Annotated in this window: 30 protein-coding genes; 26 read left to right on the top strand and 4 right to left on the bottom strand. The window is 60.5% G+C overall.

The features are described 5' to 3' along the window. The first annotated feature begins 259 nt into the window (after window positions 1-259). Both ACR0MV_RS04300 and ACR0MV_RS04295 read left to right on the top strand, forming a co-directional pair. Entirely contained in the window at window positions 260-778 is a 519-nt protein-coding gene (locus ACR0MV_RS04300; protein ID WP_170428073.1) for a hypothetical protein, read from the top strand. Window positions 779-905: 127 nt separating this feature from the next. Continuing rightward, on the top strand, window positions 906-1,478 hold the full coding sequence (locus tag ACR0MV_RS04295) for a YceI family protein (RefSeq protein WP_480701083.1): 573 nt from the start codon (window positions 906-908) through the stop codon (window positions 1,476-1,478). Window positions 1,479-1,549: 71 nt separating this feature from the next. Here the strand turns inward: ACR0MV_RS04295 and ACR0MV_RS04290 are convergent, their stop codons facing one another. Next, window positions 1,550-2,779 carry a cytochrome b/b6 domain-containing protein gene (locus ACR0MV_RS04290; RefSeq protein ID WP_480701082.1) on the bottom strand — a complete coding sequence of 410 codons (1,230 nt, stop codon included), beginning with the start codon at window positions 2,777-2,779 and terminating at the stop codon, window positions 1,550-1,552. Between the two features lie 161 nt (window positions 2,780-2,940). Here ACR0MV_RS04290 and fabD point away from each other — a divergent pair, with 161 nt between their 5' ends. From fabD to mltG, 7 genes are all read left to right on the top strand, one after another. Continuing rightward, a complete protein-coding gene (fabD, locus tag ACR0MV_RS04285) occupies window positions 2,941-3,879 on the top strand; it encodes an ACP S-malonyltransferase (RefSeq protein ID WP_480701081.1) in 939 nt (312 codons plus the stop codon). Between the two features lie 42 nt (window positions 3,880-3,921). Continuing rightward, a complete protein-coding gene (fabG, locus tag ACR0MV_RS04280) occupies window positions 3,922-4,659 on the top strand; it encodes a 3-oxoacyl-[acyl-carrier-protein] reductase (protein WP_170428060.1) in 738 nt (245 codons plus the stop codon). A 209-nt stretch (window positions 4,660-4,868) separates the two neighbouring features. Then, entirely contained in the window at window positions 4,869-5,102 is a 234-nt protein-coding gene (locus tag ACR0MV_RS04275) for an acyl carrier protein (RefSeq protein ID WP_005982462.1), read from the top strand. 140 nt (window positions 5,103-5,242) lie between these two features. Then, entirely contained in the window at window positions 5,243-5,782 is a 540-nt protein-coding gene (locus ACR0MV_RS04270; RefSeq protein ID WP_170428057.1) for a GNAT family N-acetyltransferase, read from the top strand. A gap of 122 nt (window positions 5,783-5,904) precedes the next feature. After that, window positions 5,905-6,648, top strand: a complete 744-nt coding sequence (locus tag ACR0MV_RS04265) for a 1-(5-phosphoribosyl)-5-[(5-phosphoribosylamino)methylideneamino]imidazole-4-carboxamide isomerase (RefSeq protein ID WP_480701080.1) — start codon at window positions 5,905-5,907, stop codon at window positions 6,646-6,648. 193 nt (window positions 6,649-6,841) lie between these two features. Beyond that, window positions 6,842-8,107 (top strand): beta-ketoacyl-ACP synthase II, encoded by a 1,266-nt coding sequence (fabF, locus tag ACR0MV_RS04260; RefSeq protein WP_170428051.1) that lies wholly within the window; start codon window positions 6,842-6,844, stop codon window positions 8,105-8,107. Further along, window positions 8,108-9,268 (top strand): endolytic transglycosylase MltG, encoded by a 1,161-nt coding sequence (gene mltG, locus ACR0MV_RS04255; protein WP_480701079.1) that lies wholly within the window; start codon window positions 8,108-8,110, stop codon window positions 9,266-9,268. A gap of 44 nt (window positions 9,269-9,312) precedes the next feature. Here the strand turns inward: mltG and ACR0MV_RS04250 are convergent, their stop codons facing one another. After that, window positions 9,313-10,575: a DEAD/DEAH box helicase gene (locus ACR0MV_RS04250; protein ID WP_480701078.1), complete on the bottom strand. Its 1,263-nt coding sequence runs from the start codon at window positions 10,573-10,575 to the stop codon at window positions 9,313-9,315. 900 nt (window positions 10,576-11,475) lie between these two features. On the opposite strand from ACR0MV_RS04250, the gene ACR0MV_RS04245 reads away from it, so the two are divergent. Next, entirely contained in the window at window positions 11,476-12,846 is a 1,371-nt protein-coding gene (locus ACR0MV_RS04245; RefSeq protein ID WP_170428290.1) for a DNA-packaging protein, read from the top strand. A 4-nt stretch (window positions 12,847-12,850) separates the two neighbouring features. On the opposite strand, the gene ACR0MV_RS04240 is transcribed toward ACR0MV_RS04245, so the two are convergent. Further along, window positions 12,851-13,396, bottom strand: a complete 546-nt coding sequence (locus ACR0MV_RS04240; RefSeq protein WP_170428043.1) for a carboxymuconolactone decarboxylase family protein — start codon at window positions 13,394-13,396, stop codon at window positions 12,851-12,853. Window positions 13,397-13,601: 205 nt separating this feature from the next. On the opposite strand from ACR0MV_RS04240, the gene ACR0MV_RS04235 reads away from it, so the two are divergent. The 16 genes from ACR0MV_RS04235 to ACR0MV_RS04160 all read left to right on the top strand — a co-directional run bounded on the left by ACR0MV_RS04235 (window position 13,602) and on the right by ACR0MV_RS04160 (window position 26,149). Then, window positions 13,602-14,771 carry a phage portal protein gene (locus ACR0MV_RS04235; protein ID WP_170428041.1) on the top strand — a complete coding sequence of 390 codons (1,170 nt, stop codon included), beginning with the start codon at window positions 13,602-13,604 and terminating at the stop codon, window positions 14,769-14,771. Continuing rightward, window positions 14,764-14,982, top strand: coding sequence for a GTA head formation protein, RCAP_rcc01685 family (locus tag ACR0MV_RS04230; protein WP_170428039.1), 219 nt, complete (start codon window positions 14,764-14,766; stop codon window positions 14,980-14,982). Before ACR0MV_RS04235 ends, ACR0MV_RS04230 begins: the two co-directional genes overlap by 8 nt. Window positions 14,983-15,008: 26 nt before the next feature. Continuing rightward, on the top strand, window positions 15,009-15,554 hold the full coding sequence (locus ACR0MV_RS04225) for an HK97 family phage prohead protease (RefSeq protein ID WP_480701077.1): 546 nt from the start codon (window positions 15,009-15,011) through the stop codon (window positions 15,552-15,554). 35 nt (window positions 15,555-15,589) lie between these two features. Further along, window positions 15,590-16,768: a phage major capsid protein gene (locus tag ACR0MV_RS04220; RefSeq protein ID WP_480701076.1), complete on the top strand. Its 1,179-nt coding sequence runs from the start codon at window positions 15,590-15,592 to the stop codon at window positions 16,766-16,768. Between the two features lie 173 nt (window positions 16,769-16,941). Next, a complete protein-coding gene (locus tag ACR0MV_RS04215; RefSeq protein ID WP_170428030.1) occupies window positions 16,942-17,541 on the top strand; it encodes a head-tail connector protein in 600 nt (199 codons plus the stop codon). Further along, window positions 17,538-17,876: a phage head closure protein gene (locus tag ACR0MV_RS04210; RefSeq protein ID WP_480701075.1), complete on the top strand. Its 339-nt coding sequence runs from the start codon at window positions 17,538-17,540 to the stop codon at window positions 17,874-17,876. The genes ACR0MV_RS04215 and ACR0MV_RS04210 overlap by 4 nt, the downstream gene beginning before the upstream one ends. Continuing rightward, window positions 17,873-18,286 (top strand): DUF3168 domain-containing protein, encoded by a 414-nt coding sequence (locus ACR0MV_RS04205; protein ID WP_480701074.1) that lies wholly within the window; start codon window positions 17,873-17,875, stop codon window positions 18,284-18,286. Before ACR0MV_RS04210 ends, ACR0MV_RS04205 begins: the two co-directional genes overlap by 4 nt. Window positions 18,287-18,306: 20 nt before the next feature. Next, window positions 18,307-18,720 carry a phage major tail protein, TP901-1 family gene (locus tag ACR0MV_RS04200; RefSeq protein WP_170428020.1) on the top strand — a complete coding sequence of 138 codons (414 nt, stop codon included), beginning with the start codon at window positions 18,307-18,309 and terminating at the stop codon, window positions 18,718-18,720. A 5-nt stretch (window positions 18,721-18,725) separates the two neighbouring features. Next, the gene (locus ACR0MV_RS04195) at window positions 18,726-19,043 is read left to right on the top strand and encodes a gene transfer agent family protein (protein WP_170428017.1); all 318 of its coding nucleotides are present in this window, start codon (window positions 18,726-18,728) and stop codon (window positions 19,041-19,043) included. After that, window positions 19,040-19,249: a rcc01693 family protein gene (locus tag ACR0MV_RS04190; protein WP_480701073.1), complete on the top strand. Its 210-nt coding sequence runs from the start codon at window positions 19,040-19,042 to the stop codon at window positions 19,247-19,249. The genes ACR0MV_RS04195 and ACR0MV_RS04190 overlap by 4 nt, the downstream gene beginning before the upstream one ends. Beyond that, window positions 19,236-19,898, top strand: a complete 663-nt coding sequence (locus ACR0MV_RS04185; protein ID WP_170428011.1) for a phage tail tape measure protein — start codon at window positions 19,236-19,238, stop codon at window positions 19,896-19,898. Before ACR0MV_RS04190 ends, ACR0MV_RS04185 begins: the two co-directional genes overlap by 14 nt. A 15-nt stretch (window positions 19,899-19,913) precedes the next feature. Then, complete coding sequence (locus ACR0MV_RS04180) at window positions 19,914-20,546, top strand: phage distal tail protein, Rcc01695 family (RefSeq protein WP_480701072.1); 633 nt, start codon at window positions 19,914-19,916, stop codon at window positions 20,544-20,546. Then, complete coding sequence (locus tag ACR0MV_RS04175) at window positions 20,546-21,433, top strand: DUF2163 domain-containing protein (protein WP_480701071.1); 888 nt, start codon at window positions 20,546-20,548, stop codon at window positions 21,431-21,433. The genes ACR0MV_RS04180 and ACR0MV_RS04175 overlap by 1 nt, the downstream gene beginning before the upstream one ends. Beyond that, window positions 21,430-21,876: an NlpC/P60 family protein gene (locus ACR0MV_RS04170; protein WP_480701070.1), complete on the top strand. Its 447-nt coding sequence runs from the start codon at window positions 21,430-21,432 to the stop codon at window positions 21,874-21,876. Before ACR0MV_RS04175 ends, ACR0MV_RS04170 begins: the two co-directional genes overlap by 4 nt. Then, window positions 21,877-25,845 (top strand): baseplate multidomain protein megatron, encoded by a 3,969-nt coding sequence (locus ACR0MV_RS04165; RefSeq protein ID WP_480701069.1) that lies wholly within the window; start codon window positions 21,877-21,879, stop codon window positions 25,843-25,845. A 7-nt stretch (window positions 25,846-25,852) separates the two neighbouring features. Next, a complete protein-coding gene (locus tag ACR0MV_RS04160) occupies window positions 25,853-26,149 on the top strand; it encodes a DUF7742 family protein (protein ID WP_170427997.1) in 297 nt (98 codons plus the stop codon). Here ACR0MV_RS04160 and ACR0MV_RS04155 read toward each other — a convergent pair. Beyond that, complete coding sequence (locus tag ACR0MV_RS04155; RefSeq protein ID WP_170427994.1) at window positions 26,130-26,468, bottom strand: TraR/DksA family transcriptional regulator; 339 nt, start codon at window positions 26,466-26,468, stop codon at window positions 26,130-26,132. The two genes, ACR0MV_RS04160 and ACR0MV_RS04155, sit on opposite strands and share 20 nt — an antisense overlap. Window positions 26,469-26,540 lie beyond the last annotated feature (72 nt).

Raw genomic sequence — 26,540 nt, 5'->3', positions numbered from 1 at the left:
GGCAGGGTCATTCAACCCTCCGCGACCCGGCCACGAGAGGCTGCGCGATTCATAACTCTTGCGAAGGATGGCCTCATATACACCATCCGGCAGGGGGGGCAAGCCCTGCGTATATGCCTCGGTGAAGTCGCGCTATTAACATCCAATTAACATTGCGCTGCCCAATTCCTGACGCTTTTCGGCTCAAAGTTGTTTTGCATACCGGGAACTAGCCGGAACGACCAAACAAAGGCGGCAACCTTAAACAAGGTACAGTGATATGACGGCGACGAACACGAATACCTTCGACAAGTCTGCAAAGAATGCGACTTACGACCAATCGGTTCCAGTTCTTGTGGCATTCGCACCGAATTGGCAGGCCAGAACCATTCTGGCGCGCTTTGTCGGAGCGTTCCTGATCGTGATGGCGTTTTCCATGTGGCTGATGCCCGGCGCTGTCATGGCGACTGAAGTTTGGCCGATCAAACTGGCAGCGTCTTTGATGTTCCTGCTGATCGGGGTCAGCCTGCTGACCGTTCAGGTTCTGGATCAGCGCCCTGATGCGTATTTCGATCCGATCCGCCGCGAGGTTCGCGTGCTGCAGAAGAACGAAAACGGCCGCCCGCAGACGGTTCTGCGCCGCAGCTATGACACCTTGGGCGGTGCGCGGTTTACGGACGATCAGGTGGAGCTCTTTGACGTGGACGGTAGCTTGCTGATGAAACTGCCGCTGCAATCGGCGGATGTTGGCCGAGCGCTCAAGGGCCAATTGAGTGGAAGTGTAACAATCTTCGCCTAAATTCTATTCTGTTCACCTGAGAACAGAAAGTGTGAGCGAATATGGCTTGTGTGCTGCCTCAGGGCGGCACATTTTCGTTACCGAGCATGCCGATTGGTTTGCATCCACAATAACTTTGGAGATTGTCATGAAATCCACCCTTCTTGCTGCTGCACTGGCCGTATCGGCGACCTCGGCACTTGCCAGCGCCGAGAAATACGTTCTGGACCCCAGCCACAGCCAGGTCATCTTTAGCTACAACCATCTTGGGTTTTCGACCACCTACGGCATGTTCTCGGGCTTTGAGGGCGAGATCATGTTCGATCAGGAAGATCCTGCTGCCTCCAGCGTGACCGTGTCGATGCCGGTTGTTGAAATGATCACCGGCTGGAAGCCGCGCGAAGATCACTTCATGACCGAAGACTTCTTTGGCGTCAAAGAGGGCGACCTGATCACCTTTACTTCGACTGGTATCGAAGTCACCGGCGACAACACCGCGAACATCACCGGCGATCTGACCATGAACGGCGTCACCAAATCGGTCGTTCTGGACGCGAAGCTGAACCAAGTCGGTGATCACCCGATGGCAAACAAGCCATGGGCGGGTTTTGACGCGACCACCACACTGGTCCGCAGCGATTTCGATCTGGGTCAGTTCGCACCCTTCGTGGGCGATGAGGTCGAGGTTCGTATCTCGGTTGAGGCTCAGAAGGCCGACTAAGTCGACCTGACGTGACAAAAAAGAACCGCCGGGATCGAGAGGTCCCGGCGGTTCTCTATTTGGTTGCTCACTTATTCCTGCGATTGGCTGGCCGTCAGCTCAACATTCACTGTGACTCCAAAGGCCAGAGAGTCTTCGGTCGGTTGCGACGTGCCAATATCGAAGTCCAAGCGATTCAAATCGAGCGCACCTTGCATTTTGGCTGTGCCGTCCTGCATGTCCAACTCGAACGGCAGGACGACGTCCATCGACTTGTCCCGGATGGTCAAAATGCCGCGCGCTTCGTAAACCAGATCGGTTTTGAAAAGATCGGCGGTGAACTTCGCGGTCGGAAACTGTGCGCTGTCAAAGAAGTCCGCCCCCAGCGCTTGTTGCGTCACAGTGCCTATGGTCAAAGAGCCGATCGCCACGGTCACATCGACAGACCCGGCAGGGCCCGGTTCAGCAGGTTCGTCAAAGGTGATCGCAGCGGTCCAGTCCGAAAACCCGCCAGACACAGGGCTGCCCAATTGGGTGATGGTGATACCCAACGTGCCGTCCTCAACTTGCCAGTCGGATTGGACGGCATCCAGCTCGGCCGAGGCGTGATCGTCAGCCGGGTGTGCCGAATAGGCCCCGTCAAACCATCCGATGCCAAGCGCTGCAGTCCAGATCACAACAGCCGCAACGGCGGGAACTGGTGAGTGCCACTGTTGGGGCGGCTCTGGCAGATCAACCCGGCCAGGAAGCATGCGGCGCAGTGTGCTGTCCTTGTCGACTACGTGATGCTTGAGTGCACCGGCGATGTGCAGAACCAAAGCTCCGACCAGAACCAGCATCAGAACAAAGTGCAAACCACCCGTCGCTTCGGCCAGCGCAGGGGATTTGGGCACGAAAGGCAAGTTTTGCCCGAACGGCCAGAGGATCGGTGCGAACCCTTCCGTCGCCGCATGGTGGATCCAGCCGGTCAGGGGAACCAGCACAAGCGAGCCATACAGCAGCCAATGTACGGTTTCGGCCGCGAATGCCTCGGGCTTGTTTTCGGCGTTCAGCAGGCCGGGCTTGGGCTGACTGAACGCCCACAGAATGCGGGCAAGCGCAACAAAGAACACCGTGACGCCGATTGTTTTATGCAATGAAAAAAGTTGGGCCGCCTGCTGCAGATCCTCGGGCGTCGTTGGGATGGCCGGGTCCTCGATGGCATGGGCCAGCCGGGTCGCGAACCAGCCGATCGGAAGGGCCGTCAGAATAAGCAGGGCCGTCAGCCAGTGGAAGGTTTTTGAAATACCTCCGTAGCTTTGGGCTGAATTTGCAAGGGACATTGGTTTCAGGCTCCGGTCTGTTTGCTGCTGCCACCCTAATTATAGGGGGGGCGGACACAATAGCTTCTGACGCACAGGATGCGTGTTCGGATGCAGAGCTTGTGCCGCTCGTTCACTCGGTTTACACCCCGTCGCAACCTAACGTCATCCAAGAGGTTGCAATGACACGCGCGTTCGTTTTCCCGGGGCAGGGCGCCCAAACCATCGGCATGGGCAAAGCACTGGCCGAGGCTTACCCGGCCGCACAGGCCATTTTCGATGAGGTTGACGATGCGCTGGGCGAAAAGCTGAGCAACCTGATTTGGGAAGGCGATATTGCCGAATTGACGCTGACACAAAATGCGCAGCCCGCGTTGATGGCGACCTCGATGGCCGCTATGCGCGCGTTGGAGGCCGAAGGCGTTTCGATCACAGACGCGGCTTTTGTGGCGGGGCATTCGCTGGGCGAATACTCGGCGCTGGCAGCCGCCGGTGCGCTGTCGGTCGCGGATACGGCGCGCCTGTTGCGGACCCGTGGACAGGCCATGCAAAGCGCGGTTCCCGTGGGCGAAGGCGCGATGGCTGCTATCCTGGGGCTGGACCTTGAAGCCGTTCGCGCCGTTGCAGACGAAGCCGCACAGGGCGAGGTCTGTCAGGCTGCGAACGACAACGATCCTACTCAGGTCGTTGTTTCGGGCGCGAAGGCTGCTGTGGAACGTGCCGCTGAGATCGCAAAGGAAAAAGGCGCGAAGCGCGCTGTGATGCTGCCCGTTAGTGCTCCGTTCCATTGTGCGCTGATGCAGCCTGCGGCGGATGTGATGGCCGAGGCTCTGGCCGCGGTTGAAATCAAGGCCCCGGCGGTTCCGCTGGTCGCCAATGTGCGCGCCGAGGCCGTGAGCGATCCGGACCTGATCCGGCAATTGCTGGTCGAGCAGGTAACCGGGTCCGTGCGCTGGCGCGAGAGCGTTCAGTACATGGCCGCGCAGGGCGTCACTGAGACGTGGGAGATTGGCGCGGGCAAGGCGCTGTCGGGCATGATCCGTAAGATCGACCGCGCGATTGCGGGTAAGGCTGTTGGCACGCCGGACGACGTGCAGAATGTGGTTCAGAACGAATCGTAAGAACAACGTGCGACGGAAGTTGCGCTGCAAAAGGAAGATCGAATGTTTGATTTGACAGGGAAGAATGCGCTTATCACCGGTGCATCCGGCGGGATTGGTGGCGAGATCGCGCGCGTGCTGCACGGGGCAGGGGCAACCGTTGCGCTGTCCGGTACACGGGTCGAACCGCTTGAAGCACTGGCCGCTGAGTTGGGTGAACGCGCCCATGTTCTGCCGTGTAACCTGAGCGATGGCGAGGCCGTTTCGGCGCTGCCCAAGCAGGCAGCCGAGGCGATGGGGTCCGTTGATATTCTGGTCAACAATGCTGGGATTACCCGCGACAACCTGTTCATGCGGATGTCGGATGAGGAATGGCAGAGCGTGATCGATGTGAACATGACCTCGACCGCTAAGCTGTGCAAAGGCGTGCTGCGGGGCATGATGAAGGCTCGCTGGGGTCGGATCATCAACATCTCGTCCGTGGTCGGTGCCACCGGTAACCCCGGTCAGGCAAACTATGCCGCATCCAAGGCGGGTATGGTCGGCATGACCAAATCGCTGGCTTACGAGGTTGCGAGCCGTGGCATTACAGCCAACGCGGTTGCGCCGGGTTTCATCACCACGGCCATGACCGACAAGCTGACGGACGATCAGAAAGCTGGCATTCTTGGGCAGGTTCCCGCCGGGCGTATGGGCGATGCATCGGAAATTGCTGCGGCAGTTCTGTATCTTGCCAGCCCCGAAGCAGGATATGTTACCGGAACCACCTTGCATGTTAACGGCGGTATGGCCATGTTGTGAGCGCGGACCAAGGCAGATGCGAAAGCGTTTGCCTTGCGCGTTGTCTATGCTATAGGCGGCGCATAAATGCTGAGGTCGACCAAACGGTCGGCCTTCTACTTTCCCGGTCAGCCGGGACCCAACCGCCCGCACCGGGCAAATCAAAGCCAGCCTGAGCGGGCAAGGGCAGAACCGGGCACTAGGCCCTGAAAACGGAATGAGGAATAGACATGAGCGACGTCGCAGATCGCGTTAAAAAGATCGTTGTTGAGCACCTGGGTGTTGAAGAAGACAAAGTGACCGAAAACGCGTCCTTCATCGACGATCTGGGCGCAGACAGCCTAGACACTGTTGAGCTGGTTATGGCCTTCGAAGAAGAGTTCGGCATCGAGATCCCTGATGACGCAGCCGAGACCATCCAGACATTTGGCGACGCCGTCAAATTCATCTCGGAAGCTTCCTAATAGCTTCAAAATCCTTAAAAAGCGGCGCTTCCGGGCAACGGAGGCGCCGTTTTTTGTGTCTGCAACGAATTCAGGCTTGCAAGGTGCCGGTTTCGTTCGCACGCTCTTGCCCGAGGCACATAATTCAGAGCGGGCAGGGCATGATACGATCCACCCCGATGATAAATACGGCACGTTTGACGCTGTGCGCCATGCGGCCAGAGGATTTTAACAGGTTCGCCGAGATCTGGCGGAACCCATGTATCGTGCGGCATATCGGCGGCAAGCCACGTTCGCGCGGGGAAGCATGGGATTCATTTCTTCGCAACGCGGGGCACTGGCAGATGGCTGGGTTCGGTCAATGGGCTGTAGTCCAGCAATCGAATCGGCAGATGATTGGTCAGGCCGGTTTTTTTTACGGCAATCGTTCGATTGGCGAGGACTTTGACACATTCCCCGAAGCCGGTTGGATTCTGGTCCCAGAGGCACAGGGGCAAGGGTTAGGGTATGAGGCTGCGCAGGCCGCGCATGACTGGTTTGACCGGATCATGCCGGGGCCATTGGTCGCGATGGTGAACTCCGCCAACTCTGCTTCGCAAAAGCTGGCCGACAAGCTGGGCTACATGCCGATGCGTGAATGCGAGTTCAACGGCAGCGAAGTCACGCTGCTGCGCCGCAACGGGCCTCCGCCGCGCCACTAGCAATCTGAGACTTCAAGAATGCCGCAAACTGAGCGTGGTTTGCCGATCCCGGTCAAAACGGGCCGATCTTGCGCGTGTATGGTACTCTGGTTTGCAGAGCGATTGAGCGGAGGAGAAAGCTCATGAGGATTTACCCCACGATGGAATTGCAGAACGGCCGGTGTGTCACACTGGACAAGGGCCGTCTGGAGGACGCGATGATCTGGCATGTGAATCCGACGGAAACGGCGCGCAGCTGGTCTACGGCCGGGGCCACCTGGATGCACTTGACGGATTTCGACGCGATCGAAGGCCGTGATACCAACGCCGAGTTGGTCGAGGATATCATCCGCACGTCCGAGATGTCGGTGCAACTGGCTGGTGGTATGCGGACGCGGGAACAGGTCGAATACTGGATCGACAAGGGCGCGGGACGCATCGTGATCGGCACGCTGGCAGCTTGGGATCCGAACCTGGTCAAGGAATTGGCCAAGCTGTATCCCGATCAGATCGTGCTTGCCGTGGATGTTTGGCAAGGGCAGGTCATGACCGAAGGCTGGCGCAGCCAGAGCGCGTTCACGCCCGACGCCTTCATCAAAGCGTTTGAAGGCACGCCATTTGCTGCCATTCTGGTGACCGACATCGACAGCGATATTGAAGACGTTGATGCTCAACTGGGTCTGATCTCAGGCATTGCAGAGCTGTCGCGGACGCCAGTGATCGCCAGCGGAGTCGTTCGAACCTCGGATGATATTTCACGGCTGGCCTATGTGCATAACATCTCGGGCGCGTTGGTCGGACGCGCATTGTTCCGCAAAACGATTGATTTGGCCGACGCGCTTGAAGTTGCAGCGCAGGCTCATGAGCCGGTGGCCGAATTCCAGTAATTCGACTAGGCAACCCCTTGCCCCGCCGCTTTCAAACAAAGAAGGCGGGCGGGGCATTTTCTTTCCGTATAAAGCACGTGGTTCGCTCACCCGGCAGAATGGTGCCGGTGCGGAATGTGCTGTTGCTCTTGCCCCCGGACCCCGGGCCGGGGTATGAGCGGTTCTCAAATAGGAAGCAGGCAAGAGGCATTTCATGCGCAGAGTCGTTGTAACCGGTCTGGGATTGGTCACTCCTTTGGCCAGCGGGGTCGAGGAATCTTGGTCACGGCTGCTGGATGGAGAATCCGGTGCGGGCCCGATCACGCAGTTTGATGCCGAAGCAAGCGGCGTCACCACGACCTATGCCTGCGAAGTTCCGCGCGGTGATGGCACCGACGGAACATTCAACCCCGACGATTGGATGCCGCCGAAAGAGCAGCGCAAGATCGAAGACTTTATCCTGTATTCTATCGCTGCGGCCGATATGGCCTGTCAGGACGCCAACTGGCTGCCTGAGGATGAAGAGGATCGCCTGCGTACGGGCGTGTTGATCGGTTCCGGTATTGGCGGACTGGGTTCCATTGCCGAAACGGCGAACCTGATCCGCGACAAGGGGCCGCGCCGCGTGTCACCGTTCTTTATTCCCGGTGCGCTGATCAACCTGGCTTCCGGTCAGGTTTCGATCCGTCATGGGTTTAAGGGACCGAACCACTCGGTGGTGACTGCTTGCTCCACCGGCGCGCACGCCATTGGCGACGCGAGCCGCATCATTCGCGCAGGTGACGCGGACGTCATGGTTGCAGGTGGCGGCGAGGGCTGCATTTGCGAGATCGGTATCGCGGGATTCAACGCTTGTAAGGCGCTGTCGACCAAGTATGCAGACGATCCGAAGAAAGCGAGCCGTCCGTATGATGTAGACCGTGACGGATTCGTCATGGGTGAGGGCGCAGGCATCGTTGTTCTTGAAGAGTACGAGCACGCCAAAGCGCGCGGCGCAAAAATCTATGCGGAAGTGCTGGGCTACGGTATGTCGGGCGACGCCTACCATATCACTGCGCCGTCCGAGGATGGCGATGGCGCCGAGCGTTCGATGAAAGCCGCGTTGCGCAGCGCCGGTCTGGAGCCAAAAGATTTGGATTACATCAACGCGCATGGCACGTCGACCATGGCGGATACCATAGAACTGGGTGCCGTGGAGCGTTTGCTGGGTGACCATGCGGGCAACGCAACGATGACCTCGACCAAATCGGCCACCGGTCACCTGCTGGGGGCTGCTGGCGCGATCGAGGCAATCTTCTCGATCCTTGCGATCCGTGATCAGGTCGCTCCACCGACGATCAACTTGGACAACCCGGCCGTTGAAACGCCGATTGATCTGGCTCCGAACGAAAAGCGCGAGCGTGAGATCAACGTGGCGCTGTCGAACTCGTTCGGCTTTGGCGGCACCAATGCCAGCGTGATCTTTGGAAAGGTCAGCTAAATGTGGCGGGCTCTTGCTTCGAACGCGCTGACCCTGTTGATCGTTGGTCTGTTCCTGATGGGCGGGCTGATCGTGTGGGGGCAGTCGCAGTATAAGGCCGAGGGTCCGCTGGAAACCGCCATTTGCCTGCAAGTTAGAAGCGGGTCGAACATGACCCGCGTCAGCAATGAGCTGGCCGATCAGGGCGCGATCACGAACGCGACCATCTTCCGTATGGCGGCGGACTATACAGATAAGTCCCAGCAGCTTAAGGCGGGCAGCTTTCTGGTGCGCGAAGGCGCGTCGATGGAGCAGATCATCGACGAAATTACCAGCAGCGGCGCAAGCACCTGCGGGTCTGAGATCGAGTATCGCATTGGTGTCACCCGTATTCAGACGCGTGTCCGCGAACTGGATCCGGCAACGCTGGATTTCGTGGAAATTGCATCCTTTGACGTAACCGACGAAGAAACCCCTGCGGAATACACCCAAAAGCGTGAGGAGGCCGACACTCGCTATCGCGTATCGGTGGCCGAAGGCGTTACGTCGTGGCAAGTCGCGCAGGGCCTGCAAGCAATCGATGCGTTGACTGGCGAGATCGCGGAGATTCCCGCTGAAGGTATGCTAGCGCCCGACAGCTATGAGCTTACCCCCGGTGATGACCGGACTGCTGTCTTGCAAGAGATGCAGGATAAGCAGCAACTGCGCATCAATGCCGTTTGGGAAAGCCGTCAGGATGACCTGCCCATCAGCAACCCAGAAGAGATGCTGATCCTTGCGTCGATTATCGAAAAGGAAACCGGCGTACCAAATGAGCGTGGTCAGGTCGCCAGCGTCTTTGTTAATCGCCTTGAGCAAGGCATGAAGCTGCAGACAGACCCAACGGTGATTTATGGCGTCACAAAGGGTCAGGGCACGCTTGGTCGTGGTCTGCGCCGGAGTGAACTACGTCGGGCAACGCCATGGAATACCTACGTGATCGACGGTTTGCCGCCGACTCCGATTGCAAACCCTGGACTGGCCAGCCTTGAGGCTGCCGTCGCACCGGAAGAGACCAACTTTATCTTCTTTGTTGCAGACGGTACCGGGGGTCACGCATTCGCGGAAACTCTGCAGGAGCATAACCGCAACGTCGCCAAGTGGCGTGAAATTGAGGCGGAAAGAAACAGCTCGAGCAACTAAGAAAAAAGGGCCGCGTCGGAAAAACGCGGCCCTTTTTCTATGGCTTACGCTGCGGGACGACGGCGCGGCCTGCGGCGTTTGGATGCGCCGGGCTTTGATGCTCCGTTCGCGGCTTTTCGCTTGATCCCGCGCCCGCGGAAACCACCGCGTTTGCGGGGCTTCTTGGGTTCGGCCTCAGCGGGCATGGTTCCGCTTGCCACTGGAATTTCGATCTTCATCAGTTTTTGAATCTGGATGAACTGATCCAATTCATCGGGGGCGCAGAACGCGATGCCTTCGCCCTCACGCCCGGCGCGCGCGGTACGTCCGATGCGGTGAACATAGTTGTCCGGCACTTCGGGCAGGTCATAGTTGATCACATAGGCCACGTCGGGAATGTCGATGCCGCGCGCGGCGACATCAGTGGCGACCAGCACGTTGATCTCACCGGCGCGAAACGCCTTGATGGCGCGGTCACGCTGGCCCTGACTTTTGTTGCCGTGGATTGAGGCCGCATTGAAGCCGTCTTTGACAAGATCTTTCATCAGGCGTTCCGCACCATGTTTGGTGCGCGCAAAGACCAGGGTCAGTGCGCCCATGTCCGCGGACAGGACCTCACGCAGCTTGGCAGGTTTCTCGGCGCGGCTGAGAAAGTGTACGGATTGCGCGATCTTGTCTGCCGCTTTGCCCGGAGGCGAGACCTGCACGCGGTGCGGGTTTGTCAGATAGGCCTGGCTGATCTCTTCCATCTGCTTGGGCATGGTTGCCGAGAACAGCATGGTTTGGCGCGGGGTGCCCAGCTTGGGAGCGATTTTGCGCAGCGCGTGAATAAAGCCCATGTCCAGCATCTGGTCGGCCTCATCCAGAACCAGATGGCGTACCTGGCTGAGGTCAACGGCTTCACGCTCCATCAGGTCGATCAAGCGACCTGGGGTGGCAACCAGAATGTCAGTCCCGCGCGACAGGAACGAGATTTGCTTGCCGATGGATTGCCCGCCAACCACTGTGGCAACGCGCAGCTTGGTCTTTTGGGTCAGGTTGCGCAGGCTTTCCGCGATCTGGTTGACCAGTTCGCGGGTTGGCGCAAGGATCAATGCCTTTGCGGTTTTAGGGGCCGGTTTGCCGGGCTGCGCCAGCAAGTGGTCGATCAGCGGCAGGCCAAAGGCCAGCGTCTTACCTGTGCCGGTCTGCGCCAGCCCAAGAATATCATGGCCGTTCAGCGCCAACGGAATGGCCTGGTTCTGAATCGGTGTCGGTTGAGAGAAATTGGCGCGTTTCAACGCGTCATTCAGGGCCGGGGCGAGGCCCAGCATGTCAAAGTCGAACAAGTAACTATCCTTTGTAATCCACAAGGCTTTGGCCCTGCAGACATCTTTTGTTGGGCCACGCATCGCGTGACCGGCCGGGTTGCTGCGAGACCTCGGGACGGGCAGGCGGTTCCTGCGGCATCCGGCCTTCGCATCAAGAACCCTGCGTGATGGGGAACTGGAGAATGGTAGGGGCGCTGTGGGGTCGATGGCGACCGTCGATGTTCACGCTTTAGCGCTGTGTTGGGGGCCACATGCGGTTTGCCAAGAGAATTGTCAAGTGTTCATTGGAGTTTCGGAACGCCGTGCATGACTGCCATTGCCTTCCCACGTCTTTGGGCGCCGGAATCAGGGCTTGGTGGTGCGCGGCGGCTGTTTGCCGACTAGTTGCAGAGGTTTGGCGCTCTCCTTTTGGCTGCTCGATGTCTGGTGGGTATTCGAAAAACCCGGCAATTGAATTGCCAGACGTCCGCAAATTCAGACGAATTTAACGCAGCGCGTACGGTGCCTGTTGCGTGAGTGTTGCGCAAAGCTTTGACATTACGGTCTTTCTCGCGTATAAGTTGTGTCATGCTAGAAGAAGTGGGCAAACGGCCCCGGGGCGACCCGGTGGCCGTTTTTCGTTTCTCTCGTGCGGAGAAAACTCACGCATGAGGTCACAGGCAAACATGACTTTGATTACCCCGGAAGAGCGGATGTCCCAGACGGCAGAACTATTGCAGTCGCTTGAGACATCCATTCGCGGTTTGCGCCAGGCAGCGGAAGAACTGCGCAGGCAAATCGGAACCGGGGAGGATGCAGACCTGGCTGGTTCAGCCAAACAACTCGGGCAGTTAGAGGGGCTGATCCGAAGTTGTCAGAAAGTGGAGACAAGCTTTGTCGAACAACATCACAGACAAGCCGGAATTGCCCAAGGGGGGTATGCGCTCGACCTCGAGCGCGCTCGATTTGAAGTCGGGTGCAGGCTGGCTCGCCTCCGCGCCTGCTGCGGTTCGGGACCGATTTCTGAGTGAGATCGGGGAGGGGGGGCTGTGTGCCCTCCCTTTCCTGTTTGAGTTCTGGGCATTGCCGCATCAGTTGCCGCCTGAGGGCGACTGGCGATCCTGGGTGATCATGGGCGGGCGCGGCGCTGGTAAAACGCGGGCTGGGGCCGAGTGGGTGCGGTCAATGGTCGAGGGGGCGAAACCTTTGGATAGAGGTTTGGCCAGCCGGGTGGCGCTGGTTGGCGAGACGTTCGATCAGGTGCGCGACGTGATGATTTTTGGGGATAGCGGGATTTTGCAATGCTCGCCGCCGGATCGGCGGCCGCAATGGAAGGCATCGGAACGCAAGCTTATCTGGCCCAATGGGGCCGAGGCGCAGGCGTTTTCGGCGCATGATCCCGAGGGGCTGCGCGGTCCGCAGTTCGATGCAGCCTGGGTGGATGAGTTGGCCAAGTGGAAGAAGGCGGGTGAGACCTGGGACATGCTGCAGTTTTCGTTGCGGCTGGGGGATCGCCCTCGGGTCTGTGTGACCACGACGCCGCGGAATGTGAAGGTTTTGAAGGATTTGCTGGCGTCTCCGTCCACCGTGCAGACCCATGCGCCGACTGAGGCGAACCGGGCCAATCTGGCGGACTCCTTCTTGCAGGAGGTGCGCGCGCGTTACGCAGGCACGCGGCTGGGGCGGCAGGAGTTGGACGGGGTGCTGCTGTCGGATGCTGAAGGCGCGCTCTGGACGGGCTCGATGCTGGATGCAACGCGCTGTGCGCAGGTAACCGCGTTGGATCGCATCGTCGTGGCGCTGGACCCAGCGGTGACAGCTGGGTCGGACGCCGATGCCTGCGGGATCGTGGTCGTGGGCGCTCAGCTACAGGGGCCGCCCGAGGAGTGGCGGGCGTTTGTGCTGGCCGACCGCACGGTGCAGGGCGTCGGTCCGGCGGGCTGGGCGCAGGCGGCGATTGACGCGATGGACGAGTTCGGGGCCGAGCGGCTGGTGGCCGAGGTCAATCAAGGCGGGCAACTGGTGGAAGAGGTGGTGCGGCAGGTGGACCCTCTGGTCCCGTTCCGCGCCGTGCGGGCCTCACGCGGCAAGGTCGCGCGGGCGGAGCCTGTGGCGGCCCTGTACGAACAGGGGCGGGTGGCGCATGTGGCCGGGCTGGACGCGCTGGAGGAGCAGATGTGTCAGATGACCGCGCGGGGGTTCGAAGGACAGGGCTCGCCCGACCGGGTCGACGCGCTGGTCTGGGCGCTGCATGAGCTGGTTGTGGGCCCTGCTGGGGTGTATCGGCGGCCGAGGGTGCGAGCGTTGTGATGGTTCAGGGCGCAGGTGGGAAGTGCGCATCCGGCTCAGTCTGCGCCAGACGATTGAAACTGTTTGTAAAGTGACAATGCGCAATCTCGGCGACAATTGCGACCAGTTGCGCGTTATCGAAGCCGTCGGAATGGGCTTGAGCCAGTTGTTCATCGGTCAAATTTCCACCAGACTCCACAAGGTTACGGGTCAACTGCTGAAGCCTCGCAGCGCGGCTGTTGCCACCCAGAGTTTGACCTGAAGCAATTTTCCCGATCATTTCCATGTCGATTCCACGGGCCTCGGCCATGTTCAAATGGGCCGGCACGCAATAGTGACAGCCGTTTCGAACGGCCATTTCCATGCAGATCACTTCGCGGTCTTCATGTGACAGACCGCATTTATCGAGTGCGGTCCAAAATGCCAAAAAACCTTCCAAAACTTCCGGACTATGTACCATCGCATCACTGATGTTCAGGTCACGGCCCCAGGCCGCGCGCACCTTGTTTAGTGCAGACTTTTGGGCAGGAGTTTGCGTGTCCGGTGAAACAGGTGGAATTCGTTGTGCCATTTGAAGTCTCCAGGGTCGAGCGCTTTAACCCCGTAAAGATGCTGGGCGGCAGGTTCAATTGGTAAGCCGTTCTGACCATGGGAACAATTTGTTGATTTGAGTGGCGTTGCCCCCCCTCCGTACGCCCCATTCCCGAGGCTTAAACTTCTTTCCCTCATAACTCCTTTCAACAAGCCGGGCATAGCGGCGGCAGAAAGGAGCACAGATGGTATTCGATTTCTTGCGTCGTGGATCGGCTGAGGCGGCGCCCGAGGCGAAGGCGAGCGCGGCGGGGCCAGTGGTGGCGTGGCAGACGGGCGGGCGCGTGGCGTGGAGCCCTCGGGATGCGGTGTCGCTGACGCGGACGGGGTTTTCGGGGAACCCGGTGGGGTTTCGATCCGTCAAGTTGATTGCCGAGGCGGCGGCGGCCCTGCCTTTGGTGCTTCAGGATCAGGCGCAGCGCTACGACGTTCATCCGATCCTGTCCCTGATGCGCCGCCCGAATGCGGCGCAGGGTCGGGCGGAGTTGATGGAGGCCTTGTTTGGGCAGTTGTTGCTGTCTGGCAATGCCTATGTTGAGGCGGTGCAGGCTGATGAGGGCCTGCCGGTTGAGTTGCATGTGTTGCGTTCCGACCGGATGAGCGTGGTGCCGGGCGCGGATGGTTGGCCCAAGGCATATGACTATGCTGTGGGTGGCAAAAAACATCGCTTCGCGGCGGAAAACATCTGCCATATCAAATCATTCCACCCTCAGGACGACCACTACGGGTTCTCGCCGATGCAGGCGGCGGCGATGGCGATCGATGTGCATAACAGCGCGTCGCGGTGGTCGAAATCGCTGTTGGATAACGCGGCGCGGCCTTCGGGCGCGCTGGTGTGGAAGGGCGATGGTCACGGGGTGATGGCCGAGGATCAGTTCCGGCGTCTGTCGGATGAGATCGAACAGAACTATCGCGGGGCGCGGAATGCGGGGCGGCCGATGGTTCTGGAAGGGGGGCTGGATTGGAAGCCGATGGGCTTTTCGCCCTCGGACATGGAGTTTCAAAAGACCAAGGAAGCCGCCGCCCGCGAGATCGCGCTGGCCTTTGGGGTCCCGCCGATGCTGCTGGGGATCCAGGGCGACGCGACCTATTCGAACTATCAGGAGGCCAACCGGGCGTTCTATCGCTTGACCGTTCTGCCCCTGGTGACGCGGGTGGCGGCGGCGGTGTCCGAGTGGCTTTCGGGGTTCACGGGCGAAGAGATGATGCTGAAACCCGATCTGGATCAGGTGCCTGCCCTGTCGGCGGAGCGCGATGCGCAATGGGCGCGGGTCAGCCGGGCGGAGTTCCTGACCGAGGCGGAAAAACGCGCTCTGCTGGGGTTGCCGGCGTTGGCGGATGGCGCGGATGGCTGAGGGGTATCCCCCGTTTGATTGCGCGCCGGGCCTGCGCCTGGCTGCGCATGAGAGAGTGGCCGAGATTCAGCATGCACATCTGTGCAGGCGCTTGGATCAGATCGAAGAGATGATGGAGCGGCTGGAGCGACGGCTATGGCTGACGGTTTACGGCGTGGCGGCGGTGATCCTGGCGCAGGCGTTCCAGTCATTCCTGACGGTAACGCCATAAGTTCAGCGGGTTACATGGAGAAGTTTATGGATTTGGAACATAAATTCGCGCGGTTTGGCGAGGGCTTGTCGGTTACCGAAGACGCGGTGATCGAAGGCTATGCCAGCCTGTTCGGACAGGTCGATCAAGGCCGCGATGTGGTTCAGAAAGGGGCCTATCACGCCTCACTGGCCGGGCTGAAAAAGGCGGGTCAGCGGGTCAAAATGCTGTGGCAGCATGACCCGGCGCAGCCCATCGGCGTCTGGGATGAGGTGCGTGAGGATGACCGTGGCCTGTGGGTCAAAGGTCGCCTGCTGGAAAGCACCCAAAAGGGCCGCGAGGCAGCCGAGCTGATCCGTGCGGGGGCGATGGACGGGCTGTCGATTGGGTACCGCACGAAACGGGCCTCGAAGAATGACAAGGGCCAACGGGTCCTGACCGAACTGGAGCTGTGGGAGGTGTCTTTGGTGACCTTCCCGATGCTGCCCAGTGCGCGGGTGGCGGCCAAGGGCGTGGACCCTGAGGCCGAGAACACCTGGCGCAGTATTGCCGAGGCGTTCAACGACGCCCGGCTGGAGCTGGCGCGACCCTAGCGCGCCTCAAACTCACCCAAGAAATGGAAGTGCTGATGAGCAAGACCGAGACCCCGGCCTTGACCGGAGAGGGTGCGCCCCTGGTTCAGGAGGTGAAGCAGGCGATGGCTGGCTTCGTGAATGAATTCAAGGGCCTCAAGGCTGAAGTTAAAACCCAACTGCAACAGACAGAAGAGCGACTGACTATGCTGGATCGTAAATCAACAATCGCGGCGCGCCCGCATCTTGCGGCCTCGATCGAGGACGGTGCCCCGCACCAGAAGGCCTTTGATGCCTATGTGCGCTGCGGAGACGATGACGGGCTGCGCGCTCTGGAAATGGAAGCCAAGTCGCTGTCGAGCGCAGTTAACAGTGACGGCGGGTATCTTGTCGATCCGAAGACGGCCGAGATGATCAAGTCGGTGCTGAAGTCCACCGCCTCGATCCGTTCGATCGCTTCGGTGGTGAACGTCGAGGCGAACTCGTTCGACGTGCTGATCGACCATACTGATGTGGGGGCAGGCTGGGCGGATGAGAATGCCGCGGCAACCGAAACCGCAACACCGTCGATTGACCGTATCTCGATTGCGCTGCACGAACTGAGCGCGCTGCCGAAAGCCTCGCAACGTTTGCTGGATGACAGCGCGTTTGATGTCGAACGCTGGTTGGCAGGTCGCATCGCCGACAAGTTTGCCCGCGCCGAGGCGGCTGCCTTCATCTCGGGCGATGGCGCGGACAAGCCCAAGGGCATTCTGGACCACGCCAAGGTCGACAATGATGTCTGGACCTGGGGCAATATCGGCTATGTGCCCACGGGTATTGCGGGCGGCGTCGAGGCGGACGCGATTGTCGATGTGGTCTATGCGCTGGGTGCGCAGTACCGCGTAAACGGCACCTTCGTGATGAATTCGAAAACCGCTGGTTTGATCCGCAAGCTGAAGGACAGCGATGGCCGCTTCCTGTGGTCCGACGGCCTGGCCGCCGGAGAGCCTGCACGGCTGATGGGCTATCCGGTGCTGATTGCCGAGGACATGCCGGATGCAGGCACCGACAGCTTCTCGATCGCGTTCGGCGACTTCCAGGCCGGGTACACCATCGCTGAGCGTCCCGATCTGCGTGTTCTGCGCGACCCGTTCAGCGCCAAACCGCATGTCTTGTTCTACGCGACCAAGCGTGTGGGCGGCGACGTGAGCGACTTTGCTGCAATCAAGCTGGTGAAATTCGGCACCGCCTAAGCGGTGACGGATCCGGGAGGCCGCTGGCCCCTCGGGCGGCGGGCGCGAGCCGGGGTGAGATCCCCCGCGTTGTCTAGCTGCTCCCCTCCGTCCGAGCAACGTGGGGCGGCGCGGGCCCGCCAATTTCCTGAAGTGACGACCCCCGGAGGGGGCCGAGATTGCGGAGTGAATGGATGATGTTGATCGAAGAAACCGCCATCGCGGATACGGCGCTGCCGGTGGATCAGTTCAAGGCGCATCTGAGGCTGGGCACGGGATTTGCCGAAGGCAGCGTGCAGGACGAGGTGCTGAAAGGCTTTTTGCGGGCGGCGATCGCGGCGATTGAGGCGCGTACGAGCAAAGTGCTGATCGAGCGCGAGTTTTCCTGGAGCGTTAACGTTTGGCGTGACCAATCGGGTGAAGTGTTGCCAGTGGCTCCGGTCTCGCGGGTCGAAAGCGTGACGTTGGTTGATGCAGACGGTGTTCAGACAAGCATGGAAGCAGACGCGTACCGTGTCGAAAAAGACAGTCAGCGTCCCCGGCTGCGGCCAAAGGGAACGTCGCTGCCCAAGATCGCCAAAGGCGGGTCGGTCAGGATTGTCTTCACCGCTGGTATGGCCGTGGATTGGGGCAATTTGCCCGCCGATTTGGGTCAGGCGGTCCTGCTGCTGGCCGCGCACTACTATGAATATCGCGACGAAACGGCGCTGGGCGCGGGGTGTATGCCTTTTGGGGTCACCAGCCTGATCCAGCGTTACCGCACCGTGCGGTTTGGCGCAGGGGTGGCGCAATGAAGACGCCACGACTGAACCGAAAGCTCGTTTTGGAAGAACCTGTCCGCGTTGCGGATGGTTCGGGTGGGTACACCGAGACTTGGACGGCGATTGGTACCCTCTGGGCCGAGGTCACCGCGCGAAGCGGCACCGAGCGTCAAGTGGCTGGTGTTCCGGTCTCGCGGGTTGGCTATCGCATTGTGGTGCGTGGCGCTCCGCAGGGGTCCAGTCTGCGCCCATCCCCGGATCAACGGTTCACCGAAGGCGCGCGCCGCTTTGTGATCCGGGCAGTCGCCGAGCGTGACCCGCGCGGTCAGTACCTGACCTGTTTCGCAGATGAAGAGGTGGCGGCATGAGTTATGGCGTTTCAGCGGCTTTGCAGGCGGCGGTGTTCCAAAAGCTGTCAGATGACGCAGAGGTCAACGCCTTGTCGGGTGGCGCGATCTATGACGCTGTTCCGGCAGGTGCGGTGCCACAGACCTATTTGACGTTGGGACCGGAAGAGGTGCGCGATGCGTCGGACCGCTCAGGCGGGGGCGCAGTGCACCGGTTCACGGTGTCTGTCGTGTCAGAGGCTGCAGGGTTTGGCGCTGCCAAGACTTTGGCAGGTGCCGTGTGTGACGCACTGGAAGGCGTAATGCCCAGTCTGGGCCGGGGGCGTTTAGTGGGCCTGTGGTTCGAGCGGGCCTCGGCCCGACGCACCGGAACCGGCGGCGCGATCCGCCAGATCGACCTGAGATTCCGCGCCCGCGTGGAAGACGACTAACCAATCAACGGAGAGAACCTATGGGTGCCCAAAACGGCAAGGACCTTTTGGTCAAAGTGGATATGAACGGCAGCGGTCTGTTTGAAACCATCGCGGGACTGCGCGCCACGCGGGTCAGCTTCAACGCGGAAAGTGTGGATGTCACCAGCCTGGAAAGCCAGGGCGGCTGGCGTGAGCTGCTGTCAGGGGCCGGTGTCAAATCGGCGTCGATTTCCGGCTCGGGCGTGTTCAAGGATGCCGGTACGGATGAGCGCGCGCGGCAATTGTTCTTTGATGGAGAAACGCCTGATTTTCAGGTCATCATCCCGGACTTTGGGATTGTCGAAGGGGCGTTTCAGGTCACGGGCATCGAATATGCGGGTTCGCATAACGGTGAGGCGACCTATGAGATGAGCTTGGCCAGCGCTGGCGCGCTGAGCTTTGCGGCGCTTTAAATCCGATGGCCAATCCGTGGACGGGCGAGGTGGCTTTGACCATCGATGGAGAGCGGCGGGTGCTAAAGCTGACCTTGGGTGCATTGGCGGAACTGGAAACGGAACTGGGCACCGGCTCGCTGGTGGATCTGGTTCAGCGGTTCGAGGGCGGGGCTTACTCCAGCCGTGATGTGCTGGCGCTGATCGTGGCCGGGCTGCGCGGCGGTGGTGCCGATGTGGCCCGTGCCGATCTGCTGCGGGCCGAGATCGAGGGTGGCCCGATGGCGGGTGCGCGGGCGGCGGCGGAACTGCTGGCGCGGGCCTTCATGGTGCCAGAGCAGTGAGCGGGTTCAACTGGACTGTATTGATGCGGGCCGGGATGACCGGCCTGCGTCTGACGCCGGATCAGTTCTGGCGACTGACACCAGCCGAGCTGCAACTGATGCTGGGACAGGGCGCAGGCATGCCCGCGATGAACCGTGCGGGCCTGGATGCCTTGTTGGCGACCTACCCGGACACAACACAAGGAGAGCGTGATGACGGATCGTGACGGGTTGGACGACCTGCAGGAACGCGGCGAGGCGCTGGGCGACTCGTTGGGGGATGCGGCCTCGATGGCGGCGGCTTTTGACAGCCAGATGAAACGGATCAGCGCCGCGTTTGAAGAAACCGGCAAGGACGTCGCCACACTGGAACGCGGCATGTCCAGCGGATTGCGCAGAGCGTTCGATGGCGTGGTGCTGGATGGGATGAACCTGTCGGATGCGCTGGATGTGCTGAAAAACTCGATGATCCGTACGGCCTATTCGGCGGCGATCAAACCGGTGACGGATCATTTCGGCGGCATGCTGGCGGGCACAGTTGGTGGGTTGGTGCAGGGGCTGTTGCCCTTTGCCAAAGGGGGCAGCTTTTCACAGGGACGTGTCATGCCTTTTGCCAATGGCGGCGTTGTCAGTAGCCCGACCATGTTTCCCATGCGCGGCGCGACGGGACTGATGGGCGAAGCTGGTCCCGAGGCGATCATGCCTCTGGCGCGCGGGCCCGACGGAAAGCTGGGCGTGCGCAACTCAGGCGGCGGGCGCGCCGTTAACGTGGTGATGAACATCACCACACCTGACGTTCAGGGGTTCCGCCGCAGCCAAAATCAGATCGCCGCACAGATGAGCCGCGCGTTGGGGCGCGGCAGTCGCAACAGGTAAAACAGGGAGCAGGTCATGAATTTCCACGAGGTTAGATTTCCAGCCAGCCTGAGCTTTGGCTCGGTTGGTGGCCCCGAACGGCGCACGGATATCGTGACGCTGGCCAATGGGTTCGAAGAACGCAACACGCCCTGGGCCCATTCCCGTCGCCGTTACGACGCCGGATTGGGGATGCGGTCGCTGGACGATATTGAGACGCTGATCTCGTTCTTCGAAGCGCGTCAGGGACAGATGTTCGGGTTTCGGTGGAAGGATTGGTCGGATTTCAAATCCGGCGCCGCGACAGCCGAGGTCGACAACGCCGACCAGACGATCGCGCGTGGCGATGGCAAGACGACGGAGTTTCAGCTGATAAAGACCTACAGCTCGGGCGGGTTCAAATATGTGCGACCGATCATCAAGCCGGTGCTCGGCACGGTGAAGATTGGCCTTGAGCAGGACGAAATGCGCGAGGGCGTGGATTTCGAGGTGGATTTGGCGCATGGCCGCGTTTCATTCACAAATGCGCCGCCGCGGGATGTCGAGATTACCGCAGGGTTCGAATTCGATGTGCCGGTGCGATTTGACACCGACAAGATTCAAACCAGCGTGGCCAGCTTTCAGGCGGGCGACGTGCCGAATGTCCCGGTGGTCGAGGTGCGCGTCTGATGAGCGGTGATCAAAACGGATTTCAGGCGCATCTGCAAAGCGGCGTTACAACCACGTGTCGGTGCTGGGCCATTCAGCGTTCGGACGGGCAGGTCTACGGGTTCACTGATCACGATATGGAGCTGCGCTTTGACGGGCTGACGTTCAAGGCCAGCACGGGCCTGACCGCTGCGGCAATCGAACAGGCCACAGGGCTTTCGATTGACAACTCCGAGGCGATGGGGGCGCTGTCGGATGCGGCGATCACAGAAGATGACATCGAGGCCGGTCGGTTCGACGGTGCGCAGGTCCGCGCATGGTTGGTCAATTGGGCTGACACAGATCAGAGGGTTCTGCAGTTTCGCGGCTCGATCGGTGAAATGCGGCGTGGCGGCGGGGCATTCCATGCCGAGTTGCGCGGGTTGACGGATCTGTTGAACCGCCCCTTGGGCCGCATCTATCAGAAACCATGCACAGCAGTTTTGGGCGACGCGTCCTGCCGGTTCAAGGTGACCTCTTCGGGCTTTCAGGCTGAAGCCGAGATTGTCAGCCTGTCAGCGGGCAGTGTGCTGCAACTACGCGGGGCCGAGGCGCCTGATGCAGCCTGGTTCGAACGTGGTCGTCTGGACGTCATTACCGGTAACGCGGTCGGGCTTTGGGCGTCGGTCAAACAGGACGAACGCATCGCGGGCGGGCGCAACGTAACCTTGTGGGCCGGCATCAGCGGCGGTTTGGCCAAAGGTGACCGCGTTCGGTTGACGGCTGGTTGCGACAAACGCATGGAAACCTGCCGCAAGAAGTTCAACAACCTTATCAATTTTCAGGGGTTTCCTGACCTGCCGGGCGAGGACTGGGTGATGGCTGTTCCCAAGAAAGACAATCCGAACAAGGGGGGCAGCAGACGATGAACGTCGCCAGACAAGACATAGTGAGCGAAGCCCGTGGTTGGCTGGGTACACCTTATGTGCATCAAGCGTCCGTCAAAGGCGCAGGCACAGACTGCCTGGGGCTGCTGCGCGGTATCTGGCGCGCGCTTTTTGGGGCAGAGCCTGAGGCAGTGCCGAGCTATAGCATGGACTGGTCCGAGCCGCAGGGCGAAGAACGCATGTGGGCAGCCGCGCGCCGCCACCTGACGGCCAAACCGCCCGAAAACTTGGAACCCGGGGACGTGTTGCTGTTCCGAATGCGCGACGGTGGCGTGGCCAAGCATGTAGGCGTTGTCAGCGAGACCGGAGCAGTTCCCCGCTTCATTCACGCCTATTCCGGGCACGGCGTCGTCGAAAACGCCCTGAGCGACCCTTGGCAACGCCGGATTGTCGCTTGTTTCGCATTTCCGCTGGAGGTCAGGTAAATGGCTACGATTGTTCTTTCTGCAGCCGGAGCTGCCATAGGCGGCTCGATCGGTGGAACCGTCGCCGGTCTGTCTACCGCGATCATCGGCCGGGCCGTTGGCGCGACCTTGGGCAGGGTCATTGATCAGAGGCTAATGAGCCAGTCCGTTATGGGCGGCGGCAGCGAGGTCGTGGAAACTGGACGCTTGGACCGTTTCCGCCTGACCGAAACCGGCGAAGGATCTCCGGTCACGACCGTTTTCGGCCGGATGCGGGTAGGAGGCCAGGTGATCTGGGCCTCGGACTTTTTGGAGACCCGCAGCACCAGCACGACGACGCAATCCACGCGCGGCGGCAAGGGCTCGCGACGGCCAAGCTCGGCCACTACGACCACGACGACCCATACCTACAGTTACTCGATCTCTCTGGCTATTGCAGTCGGCGCTGGGCAGATTTCCGATGTCGCACGTATCTGGGCCGATGGCGAAGAGCTGGAGCGTTCTGGTCTGAACATGCGCATCTACAAAGGCACTGGTGACCAGTTGCCTGATCCGCTGATCGAAACGGTCGAAGGCACGGGGCAGGTTCCGGCCTATCGGGGCACGGCCTATGTGGTGATCGAAGATTTTCAGCTGGCCGCGTTCGGGAACCGGGTCCCACAGTTTTCCTTTGAAGTCGTTCGACAGGAACAGCCCGGCTTACCGGATACGCCGGGTGCCGTTTCCAATATCGTGCGCGGTGTGGCGATGATCCCGGGGACCGGAGAATACGCACTGGCCAGTAAGCAGGTGAATTATTCCAAGGGTCAGGGGCAAAACTGGGCCGCGAATGTCCATTCGGCCTCGGGTGTTGCGGATCTGGTGACCTCGACCCGCGCGCTAAGCGCCGAACTGCCATCCTGTGATGCGGTATCACTGGTCGTGTCGTGGTTTGGCGACGATCTGCGCTGTGGTCAGTGCAAGGTGCAGCCGAAGGTTCTTCATAAAGAGTTCGACGGTGAGAACATGCCTTGGAACGTATCCGGTGTCTCGCGCGCCGCGGCACCAGTAGTGCAGTTCGAAAATGACAGGCCAGTTTACGGGGCCACGCCTGCCGACGCCTCGGTTGTCGAGGCGATCCGGCACCTGAAAGCCTCGGGCAAGCGGGTGATGTTCTACCCGTTCATTCTGATGGACCAGCTAAAGGGCAATGGCCTTCCGGACCCTTGGTCGGACGCCACTGACCAAGCGCACCTGCCATGGCGTGGGCGAATAACGCTCAGCGAGGCGCCGGGGCGCGCTGGTTCGCCTGACAAGACCGCCAAGGCAGACGCACAGGTTGCGCAGTTCTTTGGGCAGGCACGCGCAAGCGATTTCTCTGTGAGCGATGGCACCGTCACCTATACCGGCCCGCAGGAATGGGGGCTGTTCCGCTTCATCCTGCACTATGCTGCGCTGTGTAAGGCAGCGGGCGGCGTTGCATCGTTCTGTATTGCATCCGAGATGCGAGCCCTGACCCAGATCCGCGGCGCGACCGGGTTTCCGGCGGTCGCGCAGATGCGCACGCTTGCCTCTGAAGTTCGCAAAATCCTGGGGCCGGATACCAAGATCGGATATGCCGCCGACTGGAGCGAATATTTTGGCTATCAGCCCGCTGATGCGCGCGGAGACCGGTACTTCCACCTCGACCCGCTTTGGGCCGATGACAACATCGATTTTGTCGGCATCGACAACTACATGCCCCTGTCAGATTGGCGCGACGGAGAGGATCACGTGGACGTCAAGGCTGGCGCACCTGCGATCTACGATCTGGACTACCTGCGCAGCAATGTTGAAGGCGGTGAAGGTTTCGACTGGTTCTATGCCTCGCCCGAGGAGTCCAAAGCGCAGATACGCACGCCCATCAAGGATGAGGCCCACAATGAGCCGTGGATCTGGCGGTACAAGGACCTGCGCAACTGGTGGTCGCAACCCCACCATGAACGGATCGGTGGTGTGCGGCAAGCCGACCGAACAGCTTGGGTGCCCAAGTGCAAGCCCATCTGGTTCACTGAACTGGGCTGTGCCGCCATCGAAAAAGGGACCAATCAGCCGAACAAGTTTCTGGACCCGAAATCCTCGGAATCCAAACTGCCTCGATACTCGAATGGCCTGCGCGATGACTTCATGCAGGTGCAGTACCTGCGGGCAGTTCTGGGCTACTGGTCCGAAGGGAAAAACAACCCGGTTTCAGAGGCCTATGGCGGCAGGATGATCGACCTATCCAACGCTTACGTCTGGGCGTGGGATGCGCGGCCTTATCCGATTTTTCCCAACCTGCAACAGCAGTGGAGCGACGGCGAAAACTATCCGCGCGGCCATTGGCTGAACGGCCGGTCCGGAGCGCGAACGCTGGCCTCGGTGGTGACCGAGATTTGCCATGGGGCAGGTGTCACCGACATTGACACTTCGCGCCTTTATGGCGTTGTACGCGGCTACGCGATCGAGCAGGTCTCGGACGCGCGATCCGCGTTGCAGCCGCTGATGCTGCGCTATGGGTTCGATGCGATCGAACGGGACGGGGTATTGCGATTCCAGATGCGTCAGGGTCAGCGCGCCACATCCTTGGACCCAGATAAGCTGGCGCTGAGTTCGGATATCGAAACGGGGATCGAGCACCGCCGCGAGGCCGAAGCCGAAATGACCGGCCGCGTGCGCCTGCGCTTTGTGCAGTCGGACTCGGACCACGACATCGTGGCCGAGGAAGCCGTCTTGCCCGATGCGCGCACGCATTCAGTGTCCGTCAACGAAATGCCCCTCTCGATGACGCGGGCAGAGGGTCGCCAGACCGTTGAACGTTGGCTGAGCGAGGCGCGCGTTTCGCGCGAGACCGTCCGCTTTGCGCTGCCGCCATCCCTGGCCCATATCGGTGCGGGGGATGTCATCACTCTGGACGGGGAAGAGCAGGGCGTTCGGTTCCGCATCGATCGGCTGGAGCAAGCCGAGATGCAGTTGGCCGACGCGGTTCGGATCGAGCCGGGGATATACGCGCCTTCAGATTTGCCTGAAGACAAGGTTTCGACCAAGCCCTTTATCGCCCCGGTTCCGGTGTTCCCTGTGTTCCTGGACTTGCCGTTGTTGACCGGATCGGAAGTTCCACACGCGCCTTACATTGCCGTAACCGCAGACCCGTGGCCCGGCAGCGCTGCGGTGTATTCCGCGACCAATGACGAGGACTATGCGTTGCAGGACGTAATCTCTGCCCAAGCTGTCATCGGTACCACCCAAACGCCGTTACGGCGGGCCAGCGTTGGGCTATGGGATGATGGTGCACCATTGCGCGTGCGACTGGTTGATGGCTTGCTGGAATCGCGCCCGCGCGAGTCTTTGTTGAACGGCGCAAACCTGGCCGCAATCGGTGATGGCACCCCAGACAATTGGGAGCTGTTCCAGTTCGCCACGGCTTCGCTAGAGGATCAGGGGGTCTATGCCCTCAGTGGTCGGCTGCGTGGTCAGTTGGGAACAGATGCCGCCATGCCGGATGTCTGGCCTGATGGGTCGACCTTTGTTCTGTTGGATGAGCGGGTCTTTCAGACCGGATTGTTGCGGTCGGAACGGCGCGTGACCAACAACTACCGCATCGGGCCTGGTACCAGGGCGTATGATGACCAGTCCTTTGTCCATCAGGTGCATACATTCGACGGCAATGGGCTGAGACCCTACGCTCCGGTGCATCTAGGGGCCACGGCCACCGTGCAAGGCGATCAGATTTCATGGATTCGCCGCACCCGGTTGGACGGTGACAGTTGGGAGGGGTTGGATGTCCCATTAGGGGAAGAGACCGAATCCTATTTGCTGAGAATCCTGGTCAACGGCAGGGTCGTGCGCGAACAAGTACTGTCAGAACCGCGATGGACCTATGCGCCGGGGATGAAGGTCGCGGATGGTGTAACCGGCAGTTATTCTGTCGACGTTGCCCAAATCTCGGCCAGTTTTGGGCCGGGCCCATCTGCACGTGTTACGGTCGGTTGAGGGGCTTATGCGACCTATCCTGCATGGCGATGTCAGTGCGGCGGCGCGGGTTCTTCTGAACGCGCCGCCTGCGTCTCGTGAATATCTGTGCACCACGATGCTGCGCGAAGCTGAACTGGCCGACATTCACGTCGGCCAGACCGGGTGTTTGCATCCGCAGTTTGGCAATGGATCCCTGATGATGGCGGCGCGTACGCGGTCCTTGGCCGACGAACCCAACTTTGACGACCCGCAATATTGTCAGTGTTTTGAGATGGTTCTGCGGTGTCTGGTTCACTTCCACGTTACCCGGAGGCGCAACTGACACATTTGCTGGCGGCAGGGTCCAGTTCCAAACGACCGACTGGAACTTCTTCGCCGCAGTCCTCGCAATAGCCGAATTCGCCCTCTTCAACCCGGCCCAATGCAGCCTTTAACCTGAGCGTCTCAACGTCTCGATTTGCCTGCTGTGCCTTGGCCATGGCTTGGTTTTGCAGGGCGTCCATCCGGCTCAGGCGCCCAACGGCCTGTTGGTCCAGATCGACCACCGCTTGAGCTTCATGCCCCAACGCTGAATGCTCGGCCAGCTCGGCCAATCGGGCGAGTATCCGGGCCTTGAACCCGGCCAATTGTGTTTCATTCATTTCCGTTACCTTGCAGATCACGGGTTTGCGTTTGGTCTTTTTGCCACTAAATGGCATCCTAGGCGCAGCAAA

This window comes from Ruegeria sp. BC3 (genome assembly GCF_056539265.1).
The sequence above is the reverse complement of the archived record's forward strand: the minus strand, read 5'-3'. Positions and strand labels throughout refer to the sequence as shown.